This window comes from Stenotrophomonas muris, from assembly GCF_052751275.1.
This window is the reverse complement of record NZ_CP199879.1, coordinates 699,828-726,169: the sequence shown is the minus strand read 5'-3', so window position 1 is coordinate 726,169 and position 26,342 is coordinate 699,828. Positions and strand designations below refer to the sequence as shown.

At 66.7% G+C, this 26,342-nt stretch carries 30 protein-coding genes and 3 tRNA genes; 19 read left to right on the top strand and 14 right to left on the bottom strand.

The features are described from left to right. Nucleotides 1-394: 394 nt before the first annotated feature. Both ACUVWL_RS03150 and ACUVWL_RS03145 read right to left on the bottom strand, forming a co-directional pair. Entirely contained in the window at nt 395-1,291 is an 897-nt protein-coding gene (locus tag ACUVWL_RS03150) for a M48 family metallopeptidase (protein WP_005417787.1), read from the bottom strand. 84 nt (nt 1,292-1,375) lie between these two features. Then, the gene (locus ACUVWL_RS03145; RefSeq protein WP_014647818.1) at nt 1,376-3,262 is read right to left on the bottom strand and encodes a formylglycine-generating enzyme family protein; all 1,887 of its coding nucleotides are present in this window, start codon (nt 3,260-3,262) and stop codon (nt 1,376-1,378) included. Nucleotides 3,263-3,346: 84 nt separating this feature from the next. On the opposite strand from ACUVWL_RS03145, the gene rnd reads away from it, so the two are divergent. Continuing rightward, entirely contained in the window at nt 3,347-4,426 is a 1,080-nt protein-coding gene (gene rnd, locus ACUVWL_RS03140) for a ribonuclease D (protein ID WP_134809115.1), read from the top strand. A gap of 89 nt (nt 4,427-4,515) precedes the next feature. Next, nucleotides 4,516-5,589 carry a hypothetical protein gene (locus tag ACUVWL_RS03135; protein WP_445978807.1) on the top strand — a complete coding sequence of 358 codons (1,074 nt, stop codon included), beginning with the start codon at nt 4,516-4,518 and terminating at the stop codon, nt 5,587-5,589. A 71-nt stretch (nt 5,590-5,660) separates the two neighbouring features. Here the strand turns inward: ACUVWL_RS03135 and ACUVWL_RS03130 are convergent, their stop codons facing one another. Continuing rightward, the gene (locus tag ACUVWL_RS03130; protein ID WP_100450353.1) at nt 5,661-7,991 is read right to left on the bottom strand and encodes a TonB-dependent receptor; all 2,331 of its coding nucleotides are present in this window, start codon (nt 7,989-7,991) and stop codon (nt 5,661-5,663) included. Between the two features lie 231 nt (nt 7,992-8,222). Between ACUVWL_RS03130 and ACUVWL_RS03125 the strand changes: the two genes are divergently transcribed. Then, nucleotides 8,223-8,298: transfer RNA gene (locus ACUVWL_RS03125), tRNA-Ala, on the top strand. A gap of 61 nt (nt 8,299-8,359) precedes the next feature. On the opposite strand, the gene ACUVWL_RS03120 is transcribed toward ACUVWL_RS03125, so the two are convergent. Further along, entirely contained in the window at nt 8,360-8,533 is a 174-nt protein-coding gene (locus ACUVWL_RS03120) for a hypothetical protein (RefSeq protein ID WP_006457496.1), read from the bottom strand. A 158-nt stretch (nt 8,534-8,691) separates the two neighbouring features. Here ACUVWL_RS03120 and ACUVWL_RS03115 point away from each other — a divergent pair, with 158 nt between their 5' ends. After that, nucleotides 8,692-9,177: a hypothetical protein gene (locus tag ACUVWL_RS03115; RefSeq protein ID WP_126412540.1), complete on the top strand. Its 486-nt coding sequence runs from the start codon at nt 8,692-8,694 to the stop codon at nt 9,175-9,177. Nucleotides 9,178-9,183: 6 nt separating this feature from the next. Here the strand turns inward: ACUVWL_RS03115 and ACUVWL_RS03110 are convergent, their stop codons facing one another. Continuing rightward, nucleotides 9,184-9,945, bottom strand: coding sequence for an SDR family oxidoreductase (locus tag ACUVWL_RS03110; protein WP_049442395.1), 762 nt, complete (start codon nt 9,943-9,945; stop codon nt 9,184-9,186). 132 nt (nt 9,946-10,077) lie between these two features. On the opposite strand from ACUVWL_RS03110, the gene ACUVWL_RS03105 reads away from it, so the two are divergent. Beyond that, nucleotides 10,078-10,920 (top strand): bifunctional transcriptional activator/DNA repair enzyme AdaA, encoded by an 843-nt coding sequence (locus ACUVWL_RS03105; protein ID WP_049408320.1) that lies wholly within the window; start codon nt 10,078-10,080, stop codon nt 10,918-10,920. A gap of 82 nt (nt 10,921-11,002) precedes the next feature. Here ACUVWL_RS03105 and ACUVWL_RS03100 read toward each other — a convergent pair whose 3' ends face one another. After that, the gene (locus ACUVWL_RS03100) at nt 11,003-12,028 is read right to left on the bottom strand and encodes an NADP-dependent oxidoreductase (protein WP_445978806.1); all 1,026 of its coding nucleotides are present in this window, start codon (nt 12,026-12,028) and stop codon (nt 11,003-11,005) included. A 334-nt stretch (nt 12,029-12,362) separates the two neighbouring features. On the opposite strand from ACUVWL_RS03100, the gene ACUVWL_RS03095 reads away from it, so the two are divergent. The 7 genes from ACUVWL_RS03095 to dxs all read left to right on the top strand — a co-directional run bounded on the left by ACUVWL_RS03095 (nt 12,363) and on the right by dxs (nt 18,930). Then, nucleotides 12,363-12,438: transfer RNA gene (locus tag ACUVWL_RS03095), tRNA-Phe, on the top strand. A 72-nt stretch (nt 12,439-12,510) separates the two neighbouring features. Beyond that, nucleotides 12,511-12,586: transfer RNA gene (locus tag ACUVWL_RS03090), tRNA-Phe, on the top strand. A 141-nt stretch (nt 12,587-12,727) separates the two neighbouring features. Further along, nucleotides 12,728-13,279: a lipocalin family protein gene (locus ACUVWL_RS03085; protein WP_049405026.1), complete on the top strand. Its 552-nt coding sequence runs from the start codon at nt 12,728-12,730 to the stop codon at nt 13,277-13,279. Nucleotides 13,280-13,444: 165 nt separating this feature from the next. Continuing rightward, nucleotides 13,445-13,921: an NDR1/HIN1-like protein gene (locus ACUVWL_RS03080; protein WP_014647826.1), complete on the top strand. Its 477-nt coding sequence runs from the start codon at nt 13,445-13,447 to the stop codon at nt 13,919-13,921. A 64-nt stretch (nt 13,922-13,985) separates the two neighbouring features. Next, nucleotides 13,986-15,776, top strand: a complete 1,791-nt coding sequence (locus ACUVWL_RS03075; protein WP_445978805.1) for an acyl-CoA dehydrogenase C-terminal domain-containing protein — start codon at nt 13,986-13,988, stop codon at nt 15,774-15,776. 475 nt (nt 15,777-16,251) lie between these two features. Beyond that, a complete protein-coding gene (locus tag ACUVWL_RS03070) occupies nt 16,252-16,917 on the top strand; it encodes an HNH endonuclease (protein ID WP_032956174.1) in 666 nt (221 codons plus the stop codon). Nucleotides 16,918-17,022: 105 nt separating this feature from the next. After that, nucleotides 17,023-18,930: a 1-deoxy-D-xylulose-5-phosphate synthase gene (gene dxs / locus ACUVWL_RS03065; RefSeq protein WP_032956193.1), complete on the top strand. Its 1,908-nt coding sequence runs from the start codon at nt 17,023-17,025 to the stop codon at nt 18,928-18,930. Between the two features lie 139 nt (nt 18,931-19,069). Here the strand turns inward: dxs and ACUVWL_RS03060 are convergent, their stop codons facing one another. From ACUVWL_RS03060 to ACUVWL_RS03050, 3 genes are all read right to left on the bottom strand, one after another. Then, nucleotides 19,070-19,273 (bottom strand): hypothetical protein, encoded by a 204-nt coding sequence (locus ACUVWL_RS03060; RefSeq protein ID WP_005417823.1) that lies wholly within the window; start codon nt 19,271-19,273, stop codon nt 19,070-19,072. A gap of 174 nt (nt 19,274-19,447) precedes the next feature. After that, nucleotides 19,448-20,011, bottom strand: a complete 564-nt coding sequence (locus tag ACUVWL_RS03055; RefSeq protein ID WP_014647830.1) for a DUF3011 domain-containing protein — start codon at nt 20,009-20,011, stop codon at nt 19,448-19,450. A 131-nt stretch (nt 20,012-20,142) separates the two neighbouring features. Continuing rightward, entirely contained in the window at nt 20,143-20,349 is a 207-nt protein-coding gene (locus ACUVWL_RS03050) for a hypothetical protein (RefSeq protein WP_032956178.1), read from the bottom strand. A 402-nt stretch (nt 20,350-20,751) separates the two neighbouring features. Here ACUVWL_RS03050 and ACUVWL_RS03045 point away from each other — a divergent pair, with 402 nt between their 5' ends. The 4 genes from ACUVWL_RS03045 to ACUVWL_RS03030 all read left to right on the top strand — a co-directional run bounded on the left by ACUVWL_RS03045 (nt 20,752) and on the right by ACUVWL_RS03030 (nt 22,289). Beyond that, on the top strand, nt 20,752-21,033 hold the full coding sequence (locus ACUVWL_RS03045; protein ID WP_014647838.1) for a hypothetical protein: 282 nt from the start codon (nt 20,752-20,754) through the stop codon (nt 21,031-21,033). A 12-nt stretch (nt 21,034-21,045) separates the two neighbouring features. Beyond that, the gene (locus tag ACUVWL_RS03040) at nt 21,046-21,279 is read left to right on the top strand and encodes a DUF1653 domain-containing protein (RefSeq protein ID WP_014647839.1); all 234 of its coding nucleotides are present in this window, start codon (nt 21,046-21,048) and stop codon (nt 21,277-21,279) included. A gap of 91 nt (nt 21,280-21,370) precedes the next feature. After that, a complete protein-coding gene (locus tag ACUVWL_RS03035; protein ID WP_445978804.1) occupies nt 21,371-21,943 on the top strand; it encodes a TetR/AcrR family transcriptional regulator in 573 nt (190 codons plus the stop codon). Nucleotides 21,944-21,956: 13 nt separating this feature from the next. Beyond that, complete coding sequence (locus tag ACUVWL_RS03030) at nt 21,957-22,289, top strand: SMR family transporter (protein WP_075076303.1); 333 nt, start codon at nt 21,957-21,959, stop codon at nt 22,287-22,289. A 22-nt stretch (nt 22,290-22,311) separates the two neighbouring features. Here ACUVWL_RS03030 and ACUVWL_RS03025 read toward each other — a convergent pair whose 3' ends face one another. Both ACUVWL_RS03025 and ACUVWL_RS03020 read right to left on the bottom strand, forming a co-directional pair. Continuing rightward, on the bottom strand, nt 22,312-22,485 hold the full coding sequence (locus ACUVWL_RS03025; protein WP_005417836.1) for a DUF1328 domain-containing protein: 174 nt from the start codon (nt 22,483-22,485) through the stop codon (nt 22,312-22,314). Nucleotides 22,486-22,579: 94 nt separating this feature from the next. Continuing rightward, nucleotides 22,580-23,221: a LysE family translocator gene (locus tag ACUVWL_RS03020; RefSeq protein WP_014647842.1), complete on the bottom strand. Its 642-nt coding sequence runs from the start codon at nt 23,219-23,221 to the stop codon at nt 22,580-22,582. Nucleotides 23,222-23,383: 162 nt separating this feature from the next. Between ACUVWL_RS03020 and ACUVWL_RS03015 the strand changes: the two genes are divergently transcribed. Then, nucleotides 23,384-24,076 carry an aspartate/glutamate racemase family protein gene (locus ACUVWL_RS03015; RefSeq protein WP_032956186.1) on the top strand — a complete coding sequence of 231 codons (693 nt, stop codon included), beginning with the start codon at nt 23,384-23,386 and terminating at the stop codon, nt 24,074-24,076. Nucleotides 24,077-24,088: 12 nt separating this feature from the next. Here the strand turns inward: ACUVWL_RS03015 and ACUVWL_RS03010 are convergent, their stop codons facing one another. Continuing rightward, entirely contained in the window at nt 24,089-24,484 is a 396-nt protein-coding gene (locus ACUVWL_RS03010) for a hypothetical protein (protein ID WP_032956187.1), read from the bottom strand. A 241-nt stretch (nt 24,485-24,725) separates the two neighbouring features. On the opposite strand from ACUVWL_RS03010, the gene ACUVWL_RS03005 reads away from it, so the two are divergent. Both ACUVWL_RS03005 and ACUVWL_RS03000 read left to right on the top strand, forming a co-directional pair. After that, on the top strand, nt 24,726-25,241 hold the full coding sequence (locus ACUVWL_RS03005; protein ID WP_445978803.1) for a DUF3011 domain-containing protein: 516 nt from the start codon (nt 24,726-24,728) through the stop codon (nt 25,239-25,241). A gap of 86 nt (nt 25,242-25,327) precedes the next feature. Continuing rightward, nucleotides 25,328-25,777, top strand: a complete 450-nt coding sequence (locus ACUVWL_RS03000) for a GNAT family N-acetyltransferase (protein ID WP_049442388.1) — start codon at nt 25,328-25,330, stop codon at nt 25,775-25,777. On the opposite strand, the gene ACUVWL_RS02995 is transcribed toward ACUVWL_RS03000, so the two are convergent. Together ACUVWL_RS02995 and ACUVWL_RS02990 are read right to left on the bottom strand one after the other, a co-directional pair. Beyond that, on the bottom strand, nt 25,756-26,097 hold the full coding sequence (locus ACUVWL_RS02995) for a low molecular weight protein tyrosine phosphatase family protein (RefSeq protein ID WP_049442387.1): 342 nt from the start codon (nt 26,095-26,097) through the stop codon (nt 25,756-25,758). The two genes, ACUVWL_RS03000 and ACUVWL_RS02995, sit on opposite strands and share 22 nt — an antisense overlap. Further along, nucleotides 26,094-26,294, bottom strand: coding sequence for a hypothetical protein (locus ACUVWL_RS02990; RefSeq protein ID WP_049442386.1), 201 nt, complete (start codon nt 26,292-26,294; stop codon nt 26,094-26,096). Before ACUVWL_RS02990 ends, ACUVWL_RS02995 begins: the two co-directional genes overlap by 4 nt. Nucleotides 26,295-26,342 lie beyond the last annotated feature (48 nt).

Genomic DNA, 26,342 nt, shown 5'->3' with positions numbered 1-26,342 from the left:
CCATGGCGCCAACGGTCCTGCACAGCCACACCGCCCCACCTCTGACAGATTCCGATGACTGTTGGTAGGTGTCGAGCTTGGTCGACACGGTAGATCCTGTCAGATATCGAATCAATTCGGGGTCAGATCCGTTTTCCTACGGAAAACGGATCTGACCCCAAGAGCATTTCCCACAGACCGCAGCAAACTGTCGAAGGCGGGGTGGGTCCGGTTGCGGGAGTGTCCGCGGCATGGATGCCGCGGCCAAGCCCCCATGGAAGGGTTTACGGCGTCTCCCGCAACCGGACCCACCCCGCCATCCCTCAGGAAACCCGCTTCCGCTGTTGCTGCTGCCGGCCAGCGGCCGGCACTACCTACCGCGGGTGCAGGGCTACAAGCCCTGCCGCCCCTCCCCCTACTTTGCCTGCTCGCAGAACTTCTGCCGGTACTCGAGCGCCTTCGGCATCAGCGCCTGCAGGTTCTGGATGCGGGTACCCGGGTTCGGGTGGGTGGAGGCGAACTCCGGCGGCGCCTGGCCGCCACTGGCCTGGCCCATGCGCTGCCACAGCGGCACCGCCTCGCGGGGATCGAAGCAGGCCGCTGCGGCCAGCATCAGCCCCACTTCATCGGCCTGCGTCTCGTGGCTGCGCGCATAGGGCAGCAGGTAGCCGTAGCCCATCGCCGACATCATCATCTGTTGCTGCTGCGCATCCATGCCGCTGGCGGCACCAGCCATCTGCCCGATCTGGGTCAGCTTCTGCTGCGCCATCCGCTGTGCACCATGGCGTAGAAGCGCATGGGCGATCTCATGGCCCATCACCACCGCCATCGCGTCACGCGTACGCGCCACCGGCACCAGGCCGGTGTAGACCGCCATCTTGCCACCCGGCAGGCAGAACGCATTGGCCTGCTCGGACGGGATCACATTCACTTCCCACTGGAAATCCCGCGCGAAATGCGCCGGCTGCACGCCGTGCTCCTGTGCCAGCGCGGTCTCCACCACGTCCACCTTGGCGATCAGGCGCTGGGCGATGTCGCGCACATCACGCGCGATCGGCGCATTCGGATCCATCGGCCGTTCCTGCGACAGGATCTGCTGGTAGGCCTGCAGCCCGAGCGCGGTCTCCTGGCGCGCATCCAGGCTGCTGTCGATCATCACCTTCTCGCCGGTGTAGGGATCGACCGTGCGATTGGAGAACCAGTAGAACACCGCATAGCCCGCCGCCAGCAGCAGCACCCACCAGCGGATGTTGCCGAACAGGCCGCGCCGCTGCGGGCCTTGCGGCGAACGGGAAAAGGGATCGTTGCGCATCGGTGTCTTCCAGCAGGCCCCGCCGGCCGGCGGGCACGGCGCAATCTTAGTGCGCGGACGCCAGCAGCGGGTGAAGCCCGATGCTCAGATGCCCCGCACCAGACGGAAGCCGATGCGCGCGTTGGTGGTGTCCGAGTCCTGCGATTGTCGCCAGGCCGCACGGGTCTGCTCGGGCGCATTGGCCCAGTTGCCGCCCCGGATCACCCGCGACCGGCAGCCCGGGTTGAACCAGGCGACACCATCGGACGGCGCACGCCGGTAGCTGGCATGCCAGCAGTCGGCCACCCACTCGCTGAGATTGCCGGCCATATCGTGCAGGCCGAAGGCATTGGCCTGGAAACTGGCCACCGGCGCGGGCCCCCACCAGCCATCGCCATAGCCGACGAAGGCGTTGTGCCAGTGCCGTCCCGAGGGCGAGACATCCTTGCTGCCGGTGAAGTTGCCAGCGCCGGGCGGCGGCGTGCCGGCGTCGCCCCACGGATAACGGCCACTGCTGCCGGCACGCAGCGCGTACTCGAATTCGGCCTCGCTGGGCAGCCGGTAGCTGCGTCCTGTCTGCTCGGACAGCCACGCCGCGTAGTTTTCGGCATCACGCACGCTCACATGCATCACCGGCGAATTGCCCAGTGCGCGCGCGCCATCGTAATCGGAACGCCAGTCCACACCGCTGCGGCGGATGAAATTGCCGCTGCGCTCGTCATAGACCACCGAGTGGCCGCGCCGGGTCGCACGCGGCCGCGCATTGGTCGACTTCACATAGCGCTCGAAATCACTGACCGTGATCTCGGTGATCGCCATCGCAAACCCGCGGTCGAAGCGCACATAATGCGAGGGCCGCTCGGCATCGCTGGCACCGGGCTCGGCATCACCCGCGCCCATCTGGAAGCCACCATGCGGCACCACGATCATCTGCGGGCCGCGCCCGCCATCGCGCATGGCGTCGCTGAACACCTGCCCGGGACGGAAGCTGCCGTAATGGGTGGCCAGGTCGATGCGTTCGCGCAACTGGGCCACCACCGCATCCCCTGGCAAGGCGATGCGCAGGGCCTCGGCCAGCTTCTCGCGCGCCGGCTTCAGGCCCTGTGGCGTCGCCAGCTCGCGCAGGCCATCATCGCGCAGCTGCAGCAGTGCCGCCGCGCGGATCTGTTCGATACGTTCGAAGGCATCGGCAATGGCCGGTGATGAGTCACGGACCTTGCTGGCTTCGGCCAGCCAGGTGCCGGCGCTGGCAAAGTCACGCACCCGCGCCGCGTCCTCGGCACGGCGGATCAGGCCACTCTCGGCCGCCGCCAGGCCCTGCCGTGCCCGGCTGTTGTGTTCATCCAGGGCCAGCGCTTCACGGAAGTTGCCGATCGCTCCGTCACCGTCCTCACCGATCCGCCCCGAACGCAGGTCTTCCTCGCCGGCACGGTTGTAGGCCACCACGCGCTGAGCGAGCTCCACCCGTCCCTGCAACGCGCGAACCTTCTCATCCTTCGGCGCCAGGGTCAGCAGCACCAGTGCCTGGCGGCTGGCCTCGGCCAGCGCCTCGCGCTGCTGCAGCGGCCGGACCAGCAGGGCATCGGCCTGCTGCTGAAGGCGCTGGCGGGCGCGCTGCAGGCCGTTGCGGGCCTGGCGGTCATCCGGGTCTTCCTCCTGCACCGCCAGCCACAGAGGAACCGCCGCGTCGGCGTCCTCGTACAGGCGCCCTTCGGCGAACGCCTTCTCGGCCGCGCGACGCAGCTGGGCCAGGCTGCGCCCCTGCCGATCGACCCGCGGTGGCGTCCACCGCTGCACATCCTCGGCGGCATCCTCACCGGCGATGGTGACGCTGCCCTGCGCCGCCTCCGGCGTCGCGTCCGCCTGCATGCCTTGCTGCGGCCGTGCGTCTTCGCCAGCAGCCGGTCCCGGCTCCGGCGTCGCCGAGGGCGACGGCGTGCAGCCGGCCAGGGCCAGGGCGGTGCACAGCACGGACGACAGCGGAAAACGCAAGCAGGATCTCCTTCGGCACGGATGCGGACCGACGTTAGGCTATTCTCCCCTGCCTGAGCAAACCCGAGTAGTAGGCCCTGACCCGTGGCAATCTGGATCACCACCCCCGCCGAGCTGGATCCGTACTTCCAGCAGCGTCCGGCCCGCATCGGCCTGGACACCGAATTCATCCGTGAACGCACCTTCTGGCCGCAGTTGGCCCTGGTGCAGATGGCGGTCGGGCAGGACATCCTGCTGATCGACCCCCTGATTCCCGGCATGACCGAGGCGCTGGCGCCGTGGCTGGCCGATGAATCGATCGTCAAGGTGATGCACAGCGCCAGCGAAGACCTGGTCGCCTTCAAGTGGGCCTGCGGCGTGTTGCCACGTCCGCTGTTCGACACCCAGATCGGCGCCTCGCTGGCCGGCATCGGTGGCGGTATGGGCTACCAGAAGCTGGTCGCGGAAATCACCGGCGTGGCGCTGGCCAAGGGCGAAACCCGTTCGGACTGGATGCGCCGCCCGTTGTCCGACTCGCAGCTGCAGTACGCCGCCGACGATGTCGAGCACCTGTTCGCGCTGCATGACGCCATCGATGCCAGGTTGCAGGCGCTGGGCCGCCAGCAGTGGCTGCACGACGACGGCGAGCGCCTGCTGGCCAGCGTCGCCAATGACGAAGACCGTTGGCCGCACCTGGCGATGCGCTCGGCGCAGTTCCTCGACACGGCCGCACAGCATCGGCTGCTGCGTCTGCTGCGCTGGCGCGATGTGCAGGCACGCAGCAGCGACCGCCCGCGCAGCTGGATCCTGGACAACGAACTGGCCGCCACGCTGGCACGCACGCCACCGGCCGATGCCGCCGCACTGGGCAAGCTGTTCGAACAGTTCCCGAAGGCACCGCGCAAGCTCGCGGGCGCTGTGTGGCAGGCGCTGGATACGCCGCTGGCCGATGAGGCCGAAGCACCGCTGGCGCTGCCGGCCAACGACAGCAACAAGCAGGCACTGAAGAAGCTGCAGGACGCGGTCGCCGAGCGCAGCCGCGAACTGGGCCTGCCGGATGGCGTATTGGCCTCACGCAAGCATCTGGAAAGCTATCTGGAACGCCGCCAGTGGCCGGCCGCACTGGCCGGCTGGCGCCAGCAAGAGCTGGAAGCGCGGCTGCAGGCGCTGCTGCCGGCACGCTGAAGCACCGGGCGCCGGACCACGCCGGCGCCATGCACCTTGAGCCTGCAGGGGCCGTGCTAGGGTTTACCGGTACTGACAAGGAGACGTCGATGCAGACCCTCAAGATCGCGACCGCCTGCGCACTGCTGCTAACCACGTTGGGCCTGGCATGCTCTGGGCAGGCCGCACCGCTTTCCTATGCACAGGAAAAGGAGAACACAGCCAAGCTGGTGGACATCATTGACGGTGCCACCCGCGACGGTCTGGTTGCCGTGCTGGTGCCGGCCCCGTATGTCGTGCACAACGGCGGGCCAGGCATCGGCTCTCCGGTCCCCGGCTTTCATCTGGGCAAGCGCTCGACCGACCTGCCCGGGTTCTCGACGCGGGTGTCCTTCCAGCACAAGGACATTCCCTCCCAGGGCTATGTGCAGCTGTTCAACACCAACGAACTGGAAACCGGCCCGCAGCGGACGGTGTTGATGGACGTGTTCGAGGTGCATCTGATTCCGCCGGGCACCTATCTGCTGAACGGTGCGGAGAACTACCGCCTGAACACCCGCGTGGCCAAGCTGAAGCCGCTGGGGGCTACGGACGAAGTATCGAAGGACATCGGCGCCACCCGCCTGGCCGACGTCGATTACCGTTTCTATTCCTGGAAGAAGGTCTGGGTACCACCCGGCGTCCTGACCGATCAGCACTCCCAGCAGGTCTGCATCTCGGTGCATGTGGCCTCCGGCAACTGCGTGGCATGGGGCACCCAGAACTACGAAACCTCGCGCCCGACCGAAGGCTACTGGGATGACAGGATCGTCCCTGAAGACATCCCTGCCGTACGCATCCAGGCGGTCATTGCCAAGGCCCACGCGCCACTGGCCTTCACTGCCCGCGAAGGGCAGATCCTGCTCAGCCCCTTCATTGTTGCCGCCGACGGCGATATCGATTTCAACGCGAACGACTGCGCACCGGTCGACAAGCTGACGGGATGCGCCCTGCGCCGCTTCACGGTGCACTACCAACCCGCGCCGCTGGACGCTGCACGCAAGCACATCGCAATCACCTCGCGCGGCCTCAACGGCAAGCAGCGCAAGGTACTGGAGCGGATGGAGGCGATGCAGCTGCAGGTGCTGGGCCCCAGTGCGCCGTCCGATGCAGCGCTGGGCAAGGGCGTCAGCGCCACGCCGTGAGCACGGATGATGCCGAGCAACGAAAAACGGCGCTCGATGAGCGCCGTTTCCGTTACACGACGGGGTAAGCCTTACCAGTTCATGTTCAACGAGACACCGACGGTGCGCGGTTCGTTGTAGACCGCGGCCATGTAGTTCTCGATCACACCCTTGAGGTTCTTCTCGTTGGTGATGTTGCGCGCGAACAGCGCCACTTCATAGGCACCGTAGTTGCCCGAGTAGCCGATCTTCAGGCCGCCCTCGAAATCACCCTTGGAGTTGAACTCCTTGCTGTCGTACAGCACGAAGCTGGTGTAGCCCTGCTTGTTCCAGTCGGTGGACACGAACATGGTGCCCGCGTCGCTGACCGGGAAGTCGTAGCGGGCGGCCAGGTTGACGTTGTACTTCGGCGCGTTCGGCAGCGGGTTGCCGTCGATCTGCGCGAAGGTGTTGGCACCGACCTTGATGGTCGGGTCATTCACCGTGCACACCACCTTGCCGTTGAGGCCGCAGACCTGCGCGTAGACGCGCTTGTCCTTGATCTCGCTGTGCAGCAGGCTGACGCCGGCGCTCAGGGTCAGGTTCGGGATCGGGCGCAGCTCCATGTCCGCTTCGAAACCGTAGGCCTTGGCCTTGTCGGCATTGAACAGCACGCCGTTGCCGTCCGAATCGTTGCCGTTGAGCTGGATGTCATTGACGGTGTAGGTGAACGCAGTGGCGTTCAGGCGCAGGCGATTGTCCCACAGGCTGCTCTTCACGCCGGCTTCCCAGGACAGGATGGTCTCGGAATCGGCGGTGGTGAAGTCGGCATTGAACACCGCCGAACGGCCCTGGATGGTCGGGCCGCGGAAGCCGCGTGCGACCTTGGCATAGACGCTCACGTCCGGCGTGATCTGGTACATCGCGCTCAGATCCCAGCTCGGGGTGGTGTCGGACATCTTGACGTCGGTGCGGCCCTTGTAGGTCACCACGCCGGCGGCGGTGTCAGCGGTCTTCAGCAGGCGGGTGTGCTTCTCGTCCTTGGTCTGGCGCAGGCCGGCCGTGACGGTGAACTTGTCGGTGAAGGCGTAGCTCAGCTGGCCGAAACCGGCCCACGAGGTGTTCTTGTTGCGCAGGCGCACCCAGTTGTTCGGGTTGCGGGCCGCGCCCTGCAGGAACCATGCACGCTGGTAGAAGTCGGTGGTGTCGCTGCCGTTGAAATAGAACGCACCGGCCTGCCACTGCAGGGCGCTGTCGTCATGGCTGGCCAGGCGGAATTCCTGGGTCCACTGGTCCAGGTCGCGGATGCGGCCCATCGACTGGCCGTAGCCGTTCGGCACGCCGTTGACCGGGAAGTTCACCGCCGCGCCGCCGTCGGTATCACCACGGCTGTAGCCGGAGGTGGTCTCATAGGCGGTGATCGAGGTGAAGTCGATCGCGCCGAAGTCGTAGCGTGCCTTCACCGAGCCGCCGTAGGTCTTGTAGGCCTGCGGGTTGTTGCCGGCTTCGTCGTAGGCGACCTGGTCGCGCGGCACGTCGGTCTTGTTCGAGCCCTTGGTCAGCGCACCACGCAGGAACAGGGTCGAAGTGCCTTCGTAGTCGCGGGCGTGGGCCGAGGCCAGGATCGAGAACTGGTCGCTCGGGGTCAGCAGCAGCTGCGCGCGCACGTTGCGGTCATCGAAGCCGCCCATGGCGTTCTTCTTCGGGCTGACCGTGCCGTCAGCGCTCGGGCCCTTGTAGGTGTTGTCGACGTAGTCGTCGCGGTGCTGGTACAGCGCCGACACGCGGAACGAGGCGATGTCGTTGATCGGGCCGCCAAAGCCGCCGTCGATCGACACGCTGTTGTAGGTCGCATAGCTGGCGCTGACGCGGCCGGTGTAGTCCTGGGTCGGCTTCAGCGTGTCGAACTTGATGATGCCGGCGGTGGTGTTGCGGCCGAACAGCGAGCCCTGCGGGCCGCGCAGCACTTCCACCTGGTCCACGTCATAGACCGGGTTGGACTTCAGCACCACGTGCTCCAGCACCACATCGTCCTGGATGATCGACACCGGCTGCGAGGCACCCAGGTAGAAGTCGATGTTGCCCAGGCCGCGGATATAGAAGCGCGGGAAGATGCGGCCGGTGGTGGTTTCCGCATACAGGCTCGGCACGCGGCCGGACAGCGCCAGCAGGGTGTCGTCGCCGCCGGCGGTGAAGTCGCGCATGCGCTCGCCCTGCACCACGCCCACCGAGACCGGCACTTCCTGCAGGTTCTGCTCGCGGTGCTCGGCGGTCACGGTGATCGTGTCCAGGCCCGTCGGGGTCGGCGCGCTGTCCTGCGCGGCGGCACCAAAGCTGCCGACCAGGGCCAGGCCGGCACAGGCCAGGGCCAGCGGATGGCGGCGGAAGGAAACGAAGGAAGACGACATACCCGACAGGCGGCGGGAATCGGAATGGGAGGGCATGGAATGCTCTGAGGAGGCGTCCGTGCGGCCTGCGCGAGCCGGGCGGCAAAAAGGAGGAGAACTGCGCAAGCCGCCATTATCCCCCAAATTGTTACGATTTCGTTGCGCGGCATCCGGCCCCGACAAACCGGACGGTTTCGGCACAGTGCACGCCTTCATGCCACGCCGTCCGGCACATCCCGGATCGGCTTGGCAAGGCGCAGCCAGTTGGCTACACTGAAGCCCTGCCGTGGGGCCATAGCTCAGCTGGGAGAGCGCGTCGTTCGCAATGACGAGGTCAGGAGTTCGATCCTCCTTGGCTCCACCACTCATTAAGAAGACCCGCCGATCGTCGCGATCTGCGGGTTTTTTCTTGCATCGATCACGGGTCAGGCAGGTTCCTGATCCCCGTCCTTGCGGCGTGGACCACGCGAATGCGTATCACGCACCTGCTGATCGCGCTGCCCCGGCCGCTGCTTTGCCACGTCCTCCTGCGCCCTGTCCTGACGGCTTTCCTGTACGCCCTGTTTCGGATCGCCAGGGTCTTTGTCGCGCTCGCTCATCGAAGTCTCCTGTGCCGGCGAAGGCCGATCAGGACTTCACGCTAGAGGCTGCGCAGTGATCCGCAGGTCAGGCCCGCGCGAACAGCGTGTGCAGTTCCGCTTGCCGCCGCAGCTCACGGCTCTGCAGAATCCGGACCAACATGCCCAGCCAGTCCGCGATGTCACCTCCTGCCCAGCACGCCGCGCGTACGCTGCCAATGCGCCTCGATCCAGCGGACGGCAGCATCCAGCTCGGCCACCTGACGACGTTGATCTGCCCCACCCTGTCACTGGAGGAGGCGCGCATCGCCTTCGCCATGCTGATGCATGGCGAGCGCGATGCCGGCACCGGCTATCACTGGCTCAGCCTGCACCGGCTCAGTCTGGGCGGTGCGCCCGCCGGCATCAGCCTGTGCTTCCACGGGCAACAGCTGGACATGGTGAAGATCAGCGTCGACCTGCCGGGTGCGACACTGGAAGACGGCTGGCCGACCCAGGTCGCGATCGATGCCGAAGTCGCTTTCATGCGTCGCACCTTGGCCACGGCTCTGGGGCGCAAACTGGCAGGTGGCCGCGCCCGGTTCGAGTGGGGCGAGGCATGGGCCCGGTTCGACCCGAAAGGCTTCATGGCCAGCAGCGGTATCCGCTACACGCCGCGCTCATGACGCCGCTCAGGTACGGGTGATCGACACTCCACCTTCAACACGCATCGCGGTACCGGTAACGAAACTGCTTTCATCGCTGGCCAGGAACAGCGCCGCGTTGGCGATCTCCTCCGGCTCGGCCATGCGCTTGAGTGCGTGCAGCGAGCGCACGAAGTCGCGGGCATCGCCGGTGGGTGCGGCCTGCCGGCCCATCTCGGTATCGGTACCGCCAGGCAGCAGCACGTTGCTGCGTACGCCACGCGCGCCGTACTCGGCGGCGATCACCTGGCTCAGGCCGATCAGTCCGGCCTTGCTCGACGCGTAGGCGGCCATGCCCGGGAAGCCCACGGTATGGCCGACAAAGGTACCGACAAACACCAGCGAGCCACCCCCGCGTGCCAGCAATGCCGGCAACTGCGCGCGTGCGGCATGGAAGGCGGCGTCGAGATTGGTGGCCATCACCTCGCGCCACGCATCCGCCGGGAACTCTGCTGCCGGCACGCCGGGGCCGAGCATCCCGGCATTGTTGAGCGCGATGTCCAGGCCTCCGAATGACTGCTGGGCCAGATCGACCAACGCCTGTGCCGTGCCCGGCTCGGCCACGTCAGCGGCATGCACCACCACCTCGCCGCCGCCGGCACGGATCTGCTCGGCCAGTGCGTGCAGCGGTTGCGGCCGCCGCGCATTGAGCACCAGTTTTGCCCCTTCGGCAGCAAAGCGCAGCGCGCTGGCACGACCAATGCCAGCGCTGGCACCGGTGATGAGGGCGATCTTGTTGTTCAGGCGCATGAGGGTGGTACCGGTTGTGGAGTGGCCGCCACGATGCCGCGCCTCCGGCCCACCAACACTCCGTTTCCGGGCCTCGCGGCCAAGTGCAGGAAACGGAGTTTCCGCAGAACCAGCACGTGCCAGAATCCGCCCATGGACAGCACCGCCACCACCGCCCTCGACGCCCGCGTCGAACGGGTCTGCCGCCATCTGCAGGCCAGCCTCGACGAGCCCTCGCTGCAGGAGCTGGCCGACATCGCCGGCTGCAGCCCGACGCGCCTGCATCGCCTGTTCAAACAGGCCACCGGGCTGACCCCCAAGCAGTACGCTGCCGCGCTGCGCGCCGACCGCCTGCGCACCGGGCTCGAACAGCAGGAGCGCATCACCGATGCCTTCCACGATGCCGGCTTCGGCTCCAGCGGGCGCTTCTACGAGAACGCACCAAAGTTGCTGGGCATGACTCCCAAGCAATGGCGCGCAGGTGGTCGCGGCGAAGTCATCCACTTCGCGCTTGCCGAAAGCTCACTGGGCAGCGTGCTGGTGGCCAGCAGCGGGACCGGCGTGGTCGCGATCCTGCTCGGCGACGATCCGGAGGCGCTGCTGCAGTCACTGCAGCAACGCTTCCGCCAGGCCGAACTGGTCGGTGCCGACCACGGCTATGAGCAACTGGTGGCACAGGTGGTGGGCCTGGTCGAGGATCCCTCGCGAGGCGCCACACTGCCGCTGGATATCCGCGGCACCGCCTTCCAGCAGCGGGTATGGCAGGCACTGCAGCAGATTCCGCGCGGCCAGACCGCGTCGTATGCGGATATTGCCGCGCATATCGGTGCACCACGCTCGAGTCGTGCGGTGGCACGTGCCTGCGCGAGCAATCCATTGGCGGTAGCCGTGCCCTGCCACCGCGTGGTGCGCCGCGACGGTGACCTGTCCGGCTATGCCTGGGGCGTTGCGCGCAAGCGCGAACTGCTGCGCCGGGAAAAGGTCGCCAACGGCTGACGCCACCCGATAGCCGCCGACCTTGGTCGGCACACCCAGCTTCCGGTAGTGGCCGACCTTGGTCGGCACACCCGCCAAGCACTCAATCCAGCTTCACCACCAGCTTGCCGAAGTTGCGCCCCTGCAACAGCCCGAAGAACGCCTCCGGCGCCTTCTCCAGACCTTCCACCACATCCTCGCGGTACTGGATGCGACCCTCGCGCAGCCACTGCAGCATCTCGCGTTCGAAGTCCGGCCACAGGTGGTTGAAGTCGTGCACTATGAAACCACGCACGGTCAGGCGCTGGCGCAGGATCTGGCTGAACAGTGACGGCAGCCGATCCGGGCCAGGCTGCTCGACGCCCTGCTCGTTGTAGGTAGCGATGGTGCCGCAGACCGGAATGCGGGCGAAGTCGTTGAGCAGCGGCAGCACCGCATCCAGCACATGGCCGCCGACATTCTCGAAGTACACGTCGATGCCCGCAGGCACTGCCGCGCGCAGCTGGTCCGCAAAATCAGCCACGCGATGATCCAGCGCCACGTCCACGCCCAGCGTCTGCAGATAGGCACGCTTGGCCTCGCCACCGGCGATGGCGACCACGCGCGCGCCCTGCAGCTTGGCCAGCTGCGCCACGGTCGCGCCCACCGGCCCGGTCGCGGCGGCTACCACCAACGTCTCGCCCGGCTTCAGACGGGCGATTTCATGCAGGCTGGAATAGGCGGTGAAACCGGGCATGCCATATACCCCCAGCGCCGTACTGAGCGGCAGCCCGGCCGGATCCAGACGACGCCCCAGCGCCTTGGCCGGCAGCACCGCGTGGGTCTGCCAGCCCCCCGGCGCCAGCACCAGCTCGCCTGCGGTTACGCCCTCGGCCTTGGATTGCAGCACCTCGGCCACGGTCTGGCCTTCCATCACCGCCCCTACCGCCACCGGCGCGGCATACGACGGGCCCTCGTCCATGCGTCCTCGCATGTACGGGTCCAACGAAAGGTAGCGGTTGCGCAGCAGCACTTCGCCATCGGCCAGGGCCGGCAGCGCAACCTGTTCCAGGCGGAAATTGGCTGCACTTGGCGCCCCCTGCGGACGCGAGGCAAGCACGATGCGGGACGCGGTGGAGGAATCGGACATGGCCAGGTCTCTGCTGTTGCCAGCATCGGGAAAGGACTGCCGACACTACGCTGCGGCAATCCCCGATGGCGGCCACGAAAACAGCGTTCCATTGCCCGGACCCGCGCGGGTCCGGCGCACCCCCTGCCCTTGCAGCTTTGGCGAACGCGGCGACCTGCTGATTTCCACCGCAGACGACAATCGATGGGGCACGCCCCGCCCCACAACGGAGGATCAAGCACTTGCGAGCGCGGAGAGGGCAATGTGAAGAAATCTTGGCAAAACGCTTGCCGAAGGCAGCCGACCTCCGTAATATACGCGTCCTTGGCAGCGACCTCGCTGCAACGAAACATGTGGCCGAGTAGCTCAGTTGGTAGAGCAGGGGATTGAAAATCCCCGTGTCGGCGGTTCGATTCCGTCTTCGGCCACCACTTTCGAAGGCCTGCAGAAATGCGGGTCTTTTTTTTCCGGAAACCGCACTCACCGCGGTAGCCACACAATTTGGCCGAGTAGCTCAGTTGGTAGAGCAGGGGATTGAAAATCCCCGTGTCGGCGGTTCGATTCCGTCTTCGGCCACCATCTTCAGAGACCTGCAGAAATGCAGGTTTTTTTTTATTCGCGCTTCGCGCAAGCGGCGACCACCGTGGCTCGGTTGACGAAACATTTACACCGGCACGGGCCGCGGCACCTACGCTCCAGACTCCTGCCTGGAGCCTGCCGATGCATCTGCGCCCCGCCCTGCTCGCCTGCCTGCTGCTGGCCGCCTTCCCGGTGATCGCCACTGAACCGGTGCGCGCGGTCGAGCACCTGGACATTGATCGCTACGCGGGCCAATGGCACGAGATCGCGCATCTTCCAGTCTCGTTCCAGAAGCAGTGCGTGGGCGACATCACCGCCAACTATGGCCTGCGCCGCGACGGCCGCATCAGCGTCACCAATGCCTGCCGCAAGGGTGACGGCGAGCGCGTGGTCGCCGAAGGCGTGGCACGCCCGGTGGCCGGCCATCCCGGGCAACTGCAGGTGCGCTTCGTCCCCGACTGGCTGAGCTGGGCGCCCCTGGTCTGGGCCGACTACTGGGTGCTGGCGCTGGACCCGGACTATCAATGGGCCCTGGTCGGCGAACCCGGCCGCAAGTATCTGTGGATCCTCTCGCGCCTGCCGGAGATGGAGCGCGATCGGTTCGAACAGTTGAAAGCCAAGGCCGAGTCGATGGGGTACGACCTCGGGCCACTGCGCCTGATGGCCCCGCTGCGCGATCCCGCGGCCGACTGAACCGCTTCGCATCCGGCGCATCGTGCGCGCGCCATCCGGCGTTGTGCATGCCCGACCGCCATCTTCACGCGCTACCCTCTGCGGACGGGTCGCCCCGGGCGATCCATAAAACCATACGCCGTAGTATGCTTACCCCAACGCACCCCCTCCAGAGGACTTGCGCCCATGCTCCACCGCTTCCGTACCGCCTTGATCGTCCTGTGCACCCTCGCCCTTGTTGCCTGCAGCAACGGCATCGTCAAGCGTGTTTCGGAACCGGCGGCCAGCCTGCAGCAGCTGACCGTGCGTGCCGACGGCAACTGGACCGTGGCCCTGCGCCTGCAGAACTTCAGCTCGATGCCGATGACCTTCGATGATGTCTCACTGGCGCTGACCGTCGGCGACAGCGATGCCGGCACCCTGCAGGTCAAGCCCGGCATCTCCATCGGCGGCACCTCCGCCGACGTCATCAATGTCGACCTCGTGCCCAGCTCGACCGCGCGCCTGGTGGTGGCCGACGCGCTGGCCAGCAACCGCACCCTGGCCTACGCCCTGAAGGGAACGGTGGCGGCCACGCCGCAGGAAAAGAAGCAGCGCAGCTTCGACATCAGCAGCCGCAGCACCCTCAACCAGGCCCCCGGCCTGCCCGGCGTGCTGCGCTGAACCCGCCTTTCGTCGCGGCGCCCGGCGCCGCTCCCCTCTGCCCTGATCAAATCGAGACGTACCGATGAGCAGCTACACCGCCCCGCTTTCCGACCTCCGTTTCGCCCTGCACGACGTGCTCAAGGTCGAACCCCTGTTCGCCCGCCTGGGCTTCACCGACGCCACCGCCGACGTGGTCGATGCCGTGCTGGAGGAAGCCGGCCGCTTCAGCGCCACCGTGCTGGCCCCGCTCAACAGCGTCGGCGACGAGATCGGCTGCGTACTCGACCAGGCCACCGGTGAAGTGACCACCCCGCCCGGCTTCAAGCAGGCCTACGACCAGTTCGTCGATGGCGGCTGGACCGGCCTGACCGCCTCGCCGGAGCTGGGCGGCCAGGGCCTGCCGCACACCCTGGGGGTGCCGCTCAACGAAATGATCAACGCCGCCAACCTGGCGTGGGGCAACTTCCCGCTGCTCTCGCACGGCGCCATTGAAGCGCTGAAGCAGCACGGCGAGGCGTGGCAGCACGACGCCTTCCTCAAGCCGCTGATCGAAGGCCGCTGGACCGGCACGATGTGCCTGACCGAGCCGCACTGCGGCACCGACCTGGGCCTGCTCAAGACCAAGGCCGAGCCGAACGCCGACGGCAGCTACTCGATCACCGGCACCAAGATCTTCATCACCGCCGGCGAGCACGACCTGACCGGGAACATCGTGCACCTGGTGCTGGCCAAGCTGCCCGACGCCCCTCCGGGCGCCAAGGGCATCTCGCTGTTCGTCACCCCGAAGTTCAAGGTCGACCGCGAGGGCAACGTCGGCGAGCGCAATGCACTGCGCTGTGGCTCGATCGAACACAAGATGGGCATCAAGGGGTCGGTCACCTGCGTGATGAACTTCGATGGTGCGCAGGGTTATCTGGTCGGCCAGCCGCACAAGGGCCTGCAGGCCATGTTCACCATGATGAACACCGCGCGCCTGGGTGTCGGCCTGCAGGGCATCGGCCTGTCCGAGCGCGCCTACCAGAACGCACTGAAGTACAGCCGTGAGCGCCTGCAGTCGCGCGCCCTGAGCGGCGCCAGGTTCCCGGACAAGCCGGCCGACCCGATCCTGGTCCACCCGGACGTGCGTCGCATGCTGCTGACCGTGAAGTCGCTGGTCGAAGGCAGCCGCCTGCTGGCGCTGCATGCCGCCACCCTGATCGACATCGCCCACCACGCCGAGGATGCCGCCGAGCGCGAGCGCGCCGACACCCTGGTGAGCTTCCTGACCCCGATCTCCAAGGCCTGCCAGACCGAATGGGGCATCGAGAACACCTACAACGCCCTGCAGTGCTTCGGTGGCCACGGCTACATCCGCGAGCACGGCATGGAGCAGCTGGCCCGCGATGCACGCATCACCACGCTGTATGAAGGCACCACCGGCATCCAGGCGCTGGACCTGATCGGCCGCAAGACCGCATCCAGCCAGGGCGCCGGCCTGAAGCTGATGCTGGCCGAGATCGAAGCCTTCGCCAAGGAACACGAGGGCAACGAAGCGCTGGCCGAGTTCATCGGCCCGCTGCGCGCCAAGGCCGCCGAATGGGGCAAGCTGACGATGGACGTGCTGCAGCGCGCGGCCGCCAATCCCGACGAACTGGGCGCGGCCAGCTACGACTACCTGTTCTATTCGGGTTACGTGGTGCTGGCCTACTGGTGGGCCCGCAGCGTGGCCGCCGCCGATGCCAGCGCGCACGGCGCCGCCTTCGCCCAGGGCAAGCGCGAGACCGCACGGTTCTACTTCGCCCGCGTGCTGCCGCGCACCCTCAGCCACGCCGCCGCGATCCAGGCCGGCGCCGCGCCGCTGATGGCCATGGACGACGAGCGCTTCGGCGCCTGAGCCGGGCTTCGCCCGGCACCCGCGGTAGTGCCGGCCGCTGGCCGGCAACCGCAATAGCAACAGCTGGATCCCGGTGGATGGCGGGGCGGTGTGGGCTGGCAGGACACGCCGTAAACCCCGCTCCGCGGTCCGGCCCAGCCGCTGGCGACTGTGCCTTCGGGCGCTTGCGAAGCAGTGCTTCGCAAGCAAAGCGCCCTCACCCCTGGGGGCTCGATGGCGCCCTCCATGGCGCCAACGGTCCTGCCAACCCACACCGCCCCGCCTCTGACAGTTCCCCGCGATCTGCGTAGATCCACGCCACGCGTGGATGGAAACCACCGAAATCCATCTGGGGAAAAGCCCCCCTTTGTTAAGGGGGGCGCACCGACAGGTGCGGGGGATAGGAGGAATGCGCGGACCTGAATCATTGCGATTTGGGTTTCGCCCTCCGGGCGATACCCAAATCGCAATGATTCAGGTATAAGCTGTTCTCCCGATGGAGACAGACACTACACGCTTGGGTCTGATCGAAGCCGGAGCTCCGTTTTCTGCTCCGGGCGCCGAAGCATCGCCCAACGCCACGACGCTGCATCGCCCCGGTTCGGTCCGGCTGCTCTCGCTTGATGCCCACGGACGCGTACTGGACTGGATCACCTGGCAGGATGCGGCCTGCCTCTACGCCCGCGAGGCGGTGGCCTGGACGCTCGGCGACCCCTGCCTGCACATCCACGGCGGCACCAACCGTTTCAGCGGCCTGCAGAGCGGCATGGACCTGCACCCGATCATCGCCGCCCGCGGCCACGCCCGCTCCCGTGCGATCGACCCGACGCCGAACCTGACCAACCAGGCCCTTTTCGCCCGCGACGCCCATCTGTGCATGTACTGCGGCCAGCAGTTCAGCCGCCCCACGCTCACCCGCGACCACGTCATGCCGCTGTCCAAGGGCGGCCTGGACTGCTGGGAAAACGTGGTCACCGCCTGCTTCCACTGCAATTCGCGCAAGAGCGACCGCACCCCGCAGCAGGCCGGCATGCCCCTGCTGGCAGTGCCCTACCGGCCCAGCTGGATCGAGCACCTGATCCTGTCCAACCGCAACATCCTGGCCGACCAGATGGCCTTCCTGAAGGCGCAATTGCCCAAGCGCTCGAAACTGAGCACCTGAACGCCTGAAAATGCAACCCTCACCGTCCTGTCACGGACGGCGGCGTTTGCTTGCCCCACCCCCGTTTGAGGGCGAAAATGGGCGTTCAGAAAAAGTGCGAACATGATGATCGACTCTGCCCGCTATCCCCGCCTCGCGCGCATCCAGACGCCGGATGACCTGCGCACGTTCGACGAATCCGAATTGAGGGCGGTTGCCGACGAACTGCGCGCCTACCTCATTGAATCGGTGGGCAAGAGTGGCGGCCACTTCGCCGCCGGCCTGGGCGTGATCGAGCTCACCGTGGCCCTGCACTACCTGTACCAGACACCGCACGACCAGCTGGTCTGGGACGTCGGCCATCAGACTTACCCGCACAAGATCCTGACCGGCCGCCGCGACGAGATCCACACCGTCAAGCAGAAGGACGGCATCGCGCCGTTCCCGAAGCGCGAGGAAAGCGAGTACGACACTTTTGGTGTCGGCCACTCCTCGACCTCGATCTCGGCCGCACTGGGCATGGCCATCGCCCGCCAGTCCGAAGGCGACGACCGCAAGATCGTGGCGGTGATCGGTGACGGCGCGATGACCGCCGGCATGGCGTTCGAAGCGCTGATGCACGCTGGCGGCATGGAGCCGGAGCCAAACCTGCTGGTGATCCTCAACGACAACAACATGTCGATCTCCGAGGCCGTGGGCGGCCTGACCAAGATGCTGGGCCGCGCCACCGGCAGCCGCACGCTCAACGCGCTGCGCGAAGGCGGCAAGAAGATTCTCGGTGACAAGAAGAACAATCCGGCACGCTTCGTGAAGCGCTGGGAAGAACACTGGAAGGGCATGTTCGTGCCTTCCACGATGTTCGAGGAAATGGGCTTCCACTACACCGGCCCGATCGACGGCCACGACATGCCCGCCCTGCTGTCCACGCTGAAGACGCTGCGCGCCTCCAAGGGCCCGAAGCTGCTGCACGTGATGACCACCAAGGGCAAGGGCTACGAGCCGGCCGAAGGCGACCAGATCGGTTACCACGCCGTGGGCCCGTTCGATCCGGACAAGGGCCTGGTGGCCAAGGCCGGTGCCAAGAAGCCGACCTATACCGATGTGTTCAGCGACTGGCTGTGCGATGCCGCCGCCGCCGAGCCCCGCCTGTACGGCATCACCCCGGCGATGCGCGAAGGCTCCGGCCTGGTGCGTTTCAGCAAGGAATACCCGCAGCGCTATTTCGACGTGGCGATTGCCGAACAGCATGCGGTCACCCTCGCCGCCGGCATGGCCACTCAGGGTGGCAAGCCGGTGGTGGCGATCTACTCGACCTTCCTGCAGCGCGCGTACGACCAGCTGGTACATGACGTGGCGATCCAGGACCTGGACGTGCTGTTCGCGATCGATCGCGCCGGCGTGGTCGGCCCGGACGGTGCGACCCATGCCGGCAACCTCGACCTGAGCTTCCTGCGCTGCGTGCCCAACCTGGTGGTGATGGCACCGTCCAACGAAGCCGAGTGCCGGCAGATGCTCAGCACCGGCCTGCAGCACCCGGGCCCGGCCGCCGTGCGCTACCCGCGCGGCACCGGCACCGGCGTTGCAGCCGGCACCGACCTGTCCACCCTGCCGATCGGCAAGGGCGAACTGCGCCTGCAGGGCAGCCGCATTGCCCTGCTCGCCTTCGGCAGCACCGTGGCCGCCGCCGAGCAGGTCGGCCGCGAACTGGGCCTGAGCGTGGTCAACATGCGTTTCATCAAGCCGCTGGACCGCGAGCTGGTGCTGGCTGTCGCCGCCCAGCATGAGGGCCTGGTGACGATCGAAGACAACGTGGTGGCCGGTGGCGCCGGCTCCGGTGTTGGTGAACTGCTCAATGCCGAAGGCGTGCTGCGTCCGATCCTGCACCTGGGGCTGCCCGACAGCTACCAGCACCATGCCAGCCGCGAAGACCTGCTGGCCGAAGCCGGCATCGACGCCGCCGGCATCCGCGCTGCTGTGCTCAAGCGCTGGCCGCAGCTCGCCGCAGGTACCCCGCCGCTCAGCGCGGCAGGCTGAGGCCGATCACCACCCGGTAGATCCACACAGGGCGCAATGGGCGCGGACAGCGTCCGCACCCTCCAGGCTCGCAACGCGTAGATCCACGCCATGCGTGGATGATGGAATTCCGGGTGCCTGCCTTGGCAGGCACCCGCGCTCAGCCGTAACTGACCGCTTCGACGAACGCGCCGCTGGCTTCCACGCGCACGGCCGCACGCTGACCGGTGTCGACAAAGTGCAGGCGGGCCAGAGTCTCGGCGAAGTCGTAGGCGCGGGCGCCATCGCGGAACTCGATCGGCTCCGGCCGGTCCGGATGCAGCACGCGCCACTGGCGCTGTTCGCATTGCAGGCGGATCAACATGCAGCTCACTCCTTGAGACAGCGTATCGACGGCGGAGGGATGCCCATGCCGGTTATGGCACACGGCACCGCTGGAATTCAGGGCATGCAACATGCCCTGATCGCAGACAATACGGCGTTCAAAATGTGAGCTGTATCAGATTATTCTGATTTTCATGGGCTGAACCCGTAAAGGTCAGTTCACCTGGAACTGCGCCCGGCAGCCATCACTCACCCAGATGCCGCGGCGATCCCAGCCCCAGCTCTGGCCTTCGATGCAGGCGCTGCGCGAGTCCTGGCGGATCAGGCGCACGCCCCGGCGGATGCGCGCATCGCAGTACTCCTGCCGATGTCCATTGGAATGGCAGGTGACCACATCGCCGCCGCCCCATCCGTTGCCATTGCCATTGCCCCAGCCGCCACCATTGCCACCCCAGCCGCCACCGCGGCGATATTCACCGACGAATTCGGCACGGCACCCCTGTGTGACCCAGACGCCGTTGCGCGACTGGCCCCAGGTCTCACCTTCCACACAGGGCGAACCGGACAACTGGCGGATCAACCGCGCGCGGCCGTCCAGGCGGCACTCATTGCTGCGGTTCTTGACCGACTCGCAGCGCACGATGCCGCTGCCATCGCGGCCACCATAGCGGTCGTCGTCATAGCCGTAGCCATAGCTCTGCGCCTGGGCGCCGCCGGCCGCCGCCAGCATCGGCAACAGGGTGCAGGCCAGGGTGCGCCAAGTGAGTGCGTTGCCCATCGAAATCTCCAGATGAATACGATGGCGCAAGCATCCGGGATTCACGGCCCGGCGCACAGAGGGGAGCGCAACGGCAGTTTTTCCCCATTCAAACAACGCAACCGGACCTGACTGCGTCACGGTTGCTGGCGTCACTCTCCGACGTGAAGCGCGTCTACCGTATTGCCAAGCGCCGCGACCCGCACCGTGCTGCGCTGGCCGGTGCGGCGGTGATGCTCCAGGGCCAGCGCGGCGGCGGCGTCAAAGGCGTCGGCGCCACGTGCGTAGCGGGTGGCCTCGCGTGCCTGCGGGTGCAGTACGGACCAGCGCTGGGCAGTGCATTGGACGGTGATGACCATGGGGAGGCTCCTGCGGATAGAGGGTGCGGTGGCAGGCAGACGTGCCGCTCGCCGTTACACCATCAGGCTAGCGACCGCCTCCGGAATGGCCTATCAGATTTGTACGAAAAGTCCGCGCCAGTGCGTCAGAACCCCGCCCTCATCACATCCCTGAGTCCGTTTAGCTCGTTCATTCCGTGATCCTTGTCACGGAGTCAGCTGGGCTTCACACTACCATCATCAACAGGGGCCCCTTCCACATGCGCACCTTCTTCTCGCACCAGCGTTCGACGTTGCTGAAGTTCTATTTCGTGGCCAGCTATCTGATTCTGATCGAAGAGTTGGTCCGCGCCGCCGTGCATTGAGCGCTTGCTGACGGGCTATTTGCGACAGAAAATGTTGCTTTACGCACGGAGCTCGCGCATGAAGGTGCTTCTTCTGATTCCAGCGCTGCTGGTTCTGGCCGCATGCGCGAGCCCGGACAATGCAGCCCCGCGTGCCGACGGCAAGCCTTCGACCACCATGCCCAAGGTAGGCGGCGATCGCGACGCGCACGGCTGCATCGGCTCGGCCGGCTACCAGTGGTGCGAGCACAGCCAGCGCTGCGAGCGGCCCTGGGAGCTGGCACAGGCACACGGCCTGGCCAACAGCGCCGAGGCGATCGACGCGTACTGCGCCACGCCCGCCAGCCCGGCGCGCAAGTGAGCACGACCCGTCATGGCTGAGCTAAGTCCCCTGCCCGACCTCGCCCGTGGCCGGTATCGCCACTTCAAGGGCGGCGAATACGAAGTGATCGACATCGTCCGCAGCAGCGAGACGCTGGAACCATTGGTGCTGTACCGCGCACTCTACGGCGAAGGTGGCCTGTGGGTACGCCCCTACCCGATGTTCGTCGAGCAGGTCCCAGGCAAACACGGCCCGCAGGCGCGTTTCGCACGCATCGACGATTGATCCGGCTCCCACCGGGCGGTGACCGATGATCGCGCCGGTGACGCGATCCGGCTGCGCTACAATCATACCGTCCAGTCGGTTTCTTCCCATCATGGCCCCGCCCCCTCCCCGCTCGCGGCGCAAAGCGCCCGACAGCGTGCGCCAGTCATTGCTGCACGCCACCATCGCCGTGATTGGCCAGAACGGGCTGGCGGCACTGACCGTGCAGGATGTCGCGCGCGTGGCCGGGGTCAGCAAGGGCGCGTTGTTCCACCATTTCAGCAGCAAGCAGGCACTGGTCGATGAAGCCATCGGCGCACTCATCGGCGAATTCGAGGCGCGTGTGCGCGCGCTCCTGCAGGACGGCACGCCCGGCCACGGCTGCTTCAGCCGCGCCTATGTGCGGGCCAACTTCGAGCACCTGTTGCAGCAGGAACAGGACAACGACATCGGCCTGACCCTGGGCAACCTGATGGAGCCGGCCCTGCTGGCGCACTGGCGCGACTGGAAGCGCGCGATGCTGGCCGAGTTTCCCGGCGAAGCCGGCGATCCGCGCCTGTACGCGGCACGCTGCGCGGCCGATGGCTATTGGGCCACCGCCTATGGTCGGCCGCTGGACGAAGCAGAGCGCCTCAATGCGCTGGCGATGGCCGAGCAGGCCCTCAAGCTGTGCGACCCGCAGTGACCCGGAGCCCGCGATGAACCCCTATATCTACCTGGCCGCCGCGATCCTGCTGGAAGTGATTGCCACGTCGCTGCTGAAGGCCTCGGACGGCATGAGCCGGCTGTGGCCGACACTGGGCGCGCTGGTCGGCTACGGGCTGTGCTTCTACCTGCTGTCGGTCACCATGAAGTCGGTGCCGACCGGCATCGCCTATGCGATCTGGTCCGGCGTCGGCATCGTGCTGATCTCGCTGATCGGCCTGGTGGTGTTCAAGCAGCGGCTGGATGCAGCTGCGCTGGCCGGCATCGCGCTGATCTGCGCCGGCGTGCTGGTGATCAACCTGTTCTCGCGCAGCAGCGCGCACTGAACGCGCTGCTGCGCGACAGGTGCTAGCTGACCTTCTTCGCCACGCTCATGCCGATCAGGAACAGCACCACGGCAATGATGATGCCGGCCCAGAACAGGAATTTGGCGATGCCCACAGCGGCACCGGCGATGCCGCCGAAGCCCAACACGCCGGCGATGATGCCGATGATGGCGAAAATGATGGCCCACTTGATCATGTCAGTCCTTACCCCGCAGGGAACGCAAACGGTGTGATCAGGCTAGGCCGCAGCCGATGCGGCAATCGTGAAAAGGCCGCGTGTGCGGCGTGAATCAGCGCGGCCGGAAGCGCAGCAGCGCCACCGCGAAGGCCAGGAACACGCTTCCCACCAGCCGCTCGAACCAGCGCCGTGCGAATGGCTTTGCAAGCCAACGACGCAGGCCGTGGCCACCGGCGGCGTACATCACGTACCAGAACAGTTCGCAGGCCGCGAAGGTCGCCACCAGCACGCTGTACTGCACGGCCTGGCTACGCGACGGATCAACGAACTGCGGCAGGAACGCCGCGGCGAACAACAACAGCTTGGGGTTGCTCAAGCCAACCCACAGGCCGCCACGGAATACCGTCGCTGCGCCATGTACCGGCGCCAGTGTGACCTCGGCAGCATCGGCCACCGCGGGTGCCGGGCGGCAACTGTCACGCCACGCCTTGATGCCAAGCCAGGCCAGGTAGGCCACACCGAGATAGCGCAGCACTTCGAACAGCATCGGCGAGGAGTGCAGCAACGCGCTCAGGCCCGCAGCGGATGCGGCCAGCACCAGCAGCATCGCCAGCAGGCAGCCGGCCATGGCCGGCACGCTGCCACGGAACCCCAGCCCGACGCTGCGCCCGAGGATGTGCAGCATGTTCGGCCCGGGCGTCCCGCACAGCACGAAGACCGTGGCCAGGAACCACCACCAGGTATGCAGGGCCATTGCCGGTTTCCACTTCAGAAGACGGCACCAGCATAGGGCACCCATGCAGGACGCGGCACATACAGCGGGCGGTGGATGCGACGGTTACAGATGCCGGCGCCCGTGCACGGCAGCGCCACTGCCATCTGTGCTGCAATGGCCGTCTCTGGCTTGGAGCAGTGCATGAAGACCCTTGGCCTGATCGGCGGCATGAGCTGGGAAAGCTCGGCGCAGTACTACCGGCTCATCAACGAGGCGGTGCGGCATCGCCTCGGTGGCGCGCATTCGGCGCAACTGCTGCTGTGGTCGGTGGATTTCGCCGGCATCAAGCAGCTGCAGCACGACGGCCAATGGGATCTGCTGGGCAACCACATGCTCGATGCTGCACGGCGGCTGCAGGCCGGTGGCGCCGAGCTGCTGGTGATCTGCACCAACACCATGCACACGCTGGCCGGCCGGATCGAAGCCGGATGCCCGCTGCCCCTGCTGCATATCGCGGACCCGACCGCCGCGGCGATCCTGCAGGCCGGCATCCGCAAGGTGGGACTGCTCGGCACCGCCTTCACCATGGAGCAGGCGTTCTACCGCGACCGGCTGCAGGACCGCTTCGGGCTGGAGGTACTGGTTCCGGAGGCCGATGATCGCCGCAGCGTGCACGACATCATCTACCAGGAGCTGATCTGCGGCGTGGTCAGCGAGCATTCGCGGCAGGCATACGCCGGCGTGATCGCGCGCCTGGTTGCACGCGGCGCCGAAGCGATCATCCTCGGCTGTACCGAAATCATGTTGCTGGTCCGCGCCGAGGACAGCCCGGTGCCGCTGTTCGACACCACCACCCTGCACGCCCTGGCGGCGGTGGATGCGGCACTGGCCTGACCCTGCGCGCTGTCAGTCTTCGCCCTGCACTTCCAGTGCGGTGATCAACCAGTCGACCACGGCCTGCGAATCACACAGGAAGAAGATGGCATCGCCCGAACGCGCCTCAGTCAGCAGCCGATAGACGGTAATCGCCACTGCCGACTGGTTGGCGATGAACACCTCCGGGCTGCGCGGTCCCTCGCTGTGGCCGGCCACGGCATGCAGCGCCTTGCGCGCAGCCACGGTGGCGGGCGGGTCCGCGCTGCGGGCCAGTTCCGGCCCGCGCAGGCCCCACGCAATGAACACATGCTTGCCCTTGAACGTGGTGTCCAGGACACGCACCTGCCCGGCCTCTGCGCCAGCCGAGCGATGAATGACGGTACTGCTGATCAACGCAACCCCCTGTGGTCGTCGTGGTCCGCGCATCCTCCTCCACACGCCGGCTGCACGCCAGTGACGGCAGCCACAGGCTGGGCCGGCAAGCGTGGGAGAGATGTAAGAAGGTGTAAGCCGATGCGATCGGATGTGCCGCGATGATAAGGGATGTAAGGCTCTGCATGGGCCGGTGCACACTACTAAATCCCCACTGAGCCAACGCCGGAACGATCCGTTCCGAGGGCCCCGGGCTGGTCCATTCTTGCGGCCCGTTCCCCTGCCGAGGCCCCCCATGACCCATCGCCTGCTGCTGCCGATTGTCCTCCCCACCCTGGCCCTGCTGCTGGCCGCCACCACGGTGGCCGCCCAGGATTACGACAGCGATCCCATTGCGCCGCTGCGCTGCGAATCGCAGTTCAACAAGACCCAGCAGTGCCCGATCGAAGGCCGCATGCGCCTGGCCAGGCAGCTGTCGGTCACCCGCTGCGTAGAGGACCAGAACTGGGGCCAGAGCCGCCGCATGCTCTGGGTCACCGACGGCTGTCGCGCCGAGTTCGTGGCCGACGGACAGGGACGCGGCCGCTGGCCGGGGCGCGGCCGTGACCGTGACCGCGATGACGATGGCGAGCGCCTGGTCTGCGAGTCCTACGAGCAGAAGGACAAGGAATGCCGCATCCGTGTGCGCCACGAGGTACGCCTGGTCAAGCAGAAGTCGGTGACACCGTGCGTCGAGGATCGCAACTGGGGCTGGGACCGCCGCGGCGTGTGGGTCAGCGACGGCTGCCGTGCCGAGTTCCGTGTGTATTGACTGCCGACCACACGCTGGCTGTGGCGGATGCGCAGACACGGCCGACGCGATCGATAGACTGGGCGCACCCAGCCCAGGAGCCTTCGATGGTGCCGCCCGATCCCTCCTCGACGATGTTGCACATCCGCGAGGCAATGCCCGCCGACGTTTCCGCGTTGATCGCGCTCGACAGCGTTGCGGTCCACGATCCGCAACGCGCACGGCAGATCAGCGACTGGCAGGCCAATGGTGGCATGCACGTGGCCGAATGGGCCGGCCAGCTGGCCGGTTACCTGGCCATCCACCATCACTTCTTCGGCGAAGCCTTCGTCGAGATGCTGATGGTGGCGCGCGAACAACGCAGCCAGGGCGTCGGCGCCGCCCTGCTGCGCCATGCCATCGCGCTGCACGGCCACGGCAGGCTGTTCACTTCGACCAATGCTTCCAATACCGGCATGCAACGCCTGCTCGCCGCTTCGGGTTTCATCGACAGCGGCATCGTGCACGGATTGGACGAAGGCGATCCGGAACTGATCTACCGCTTTGCCGGCAGCTGATCGAGATACGTGGTCACCTTTGCATCCAGCAGGTCCATCAACAGCGGATCCATGCAGCGATAGTCGTCGGGGATATCCAGGCAATGCAGGCGCTTGTGTTCCAGCAGGCGCGCATAGGCGGCCTGCAGGCGATGCTGGTGCTTGGCCTCCATCACGAAGATGACATCGGCCCAGCGGATATCCGCCGGGCCGATGGGGCGTCGTGCATGCGGGCTGGTGCCGGCCGACAGCGCAGCGAAGCCGGGTCGCCGTCGCCACATGGCTTCGGCGGTCGGGCTGCGCAGCTGGTTGCGGCTGCAGACGAACAGCAGGTTGATCATTCCTGTTCCTGCAGTTGGCGGGCGCTGAGGACCGGATAGGTGAAGCCCAGCTGGCGTGCGCGCGCGAGCTTGGCATCGCGCGTATACAGCAGCTTCCAGTTCTTCTCGGGCTTGTAGCTGTAGGCGGTCGTGGCGCGGTCGCCACCACGGTTGCGAGCCTGGCTGCGACGCCAGGCACGGCTTCTTGCAGAATCCATGATGTGTTCTCGTGAGTACCGGGTTCAGCAGCCGCGGTAGTACGAGTG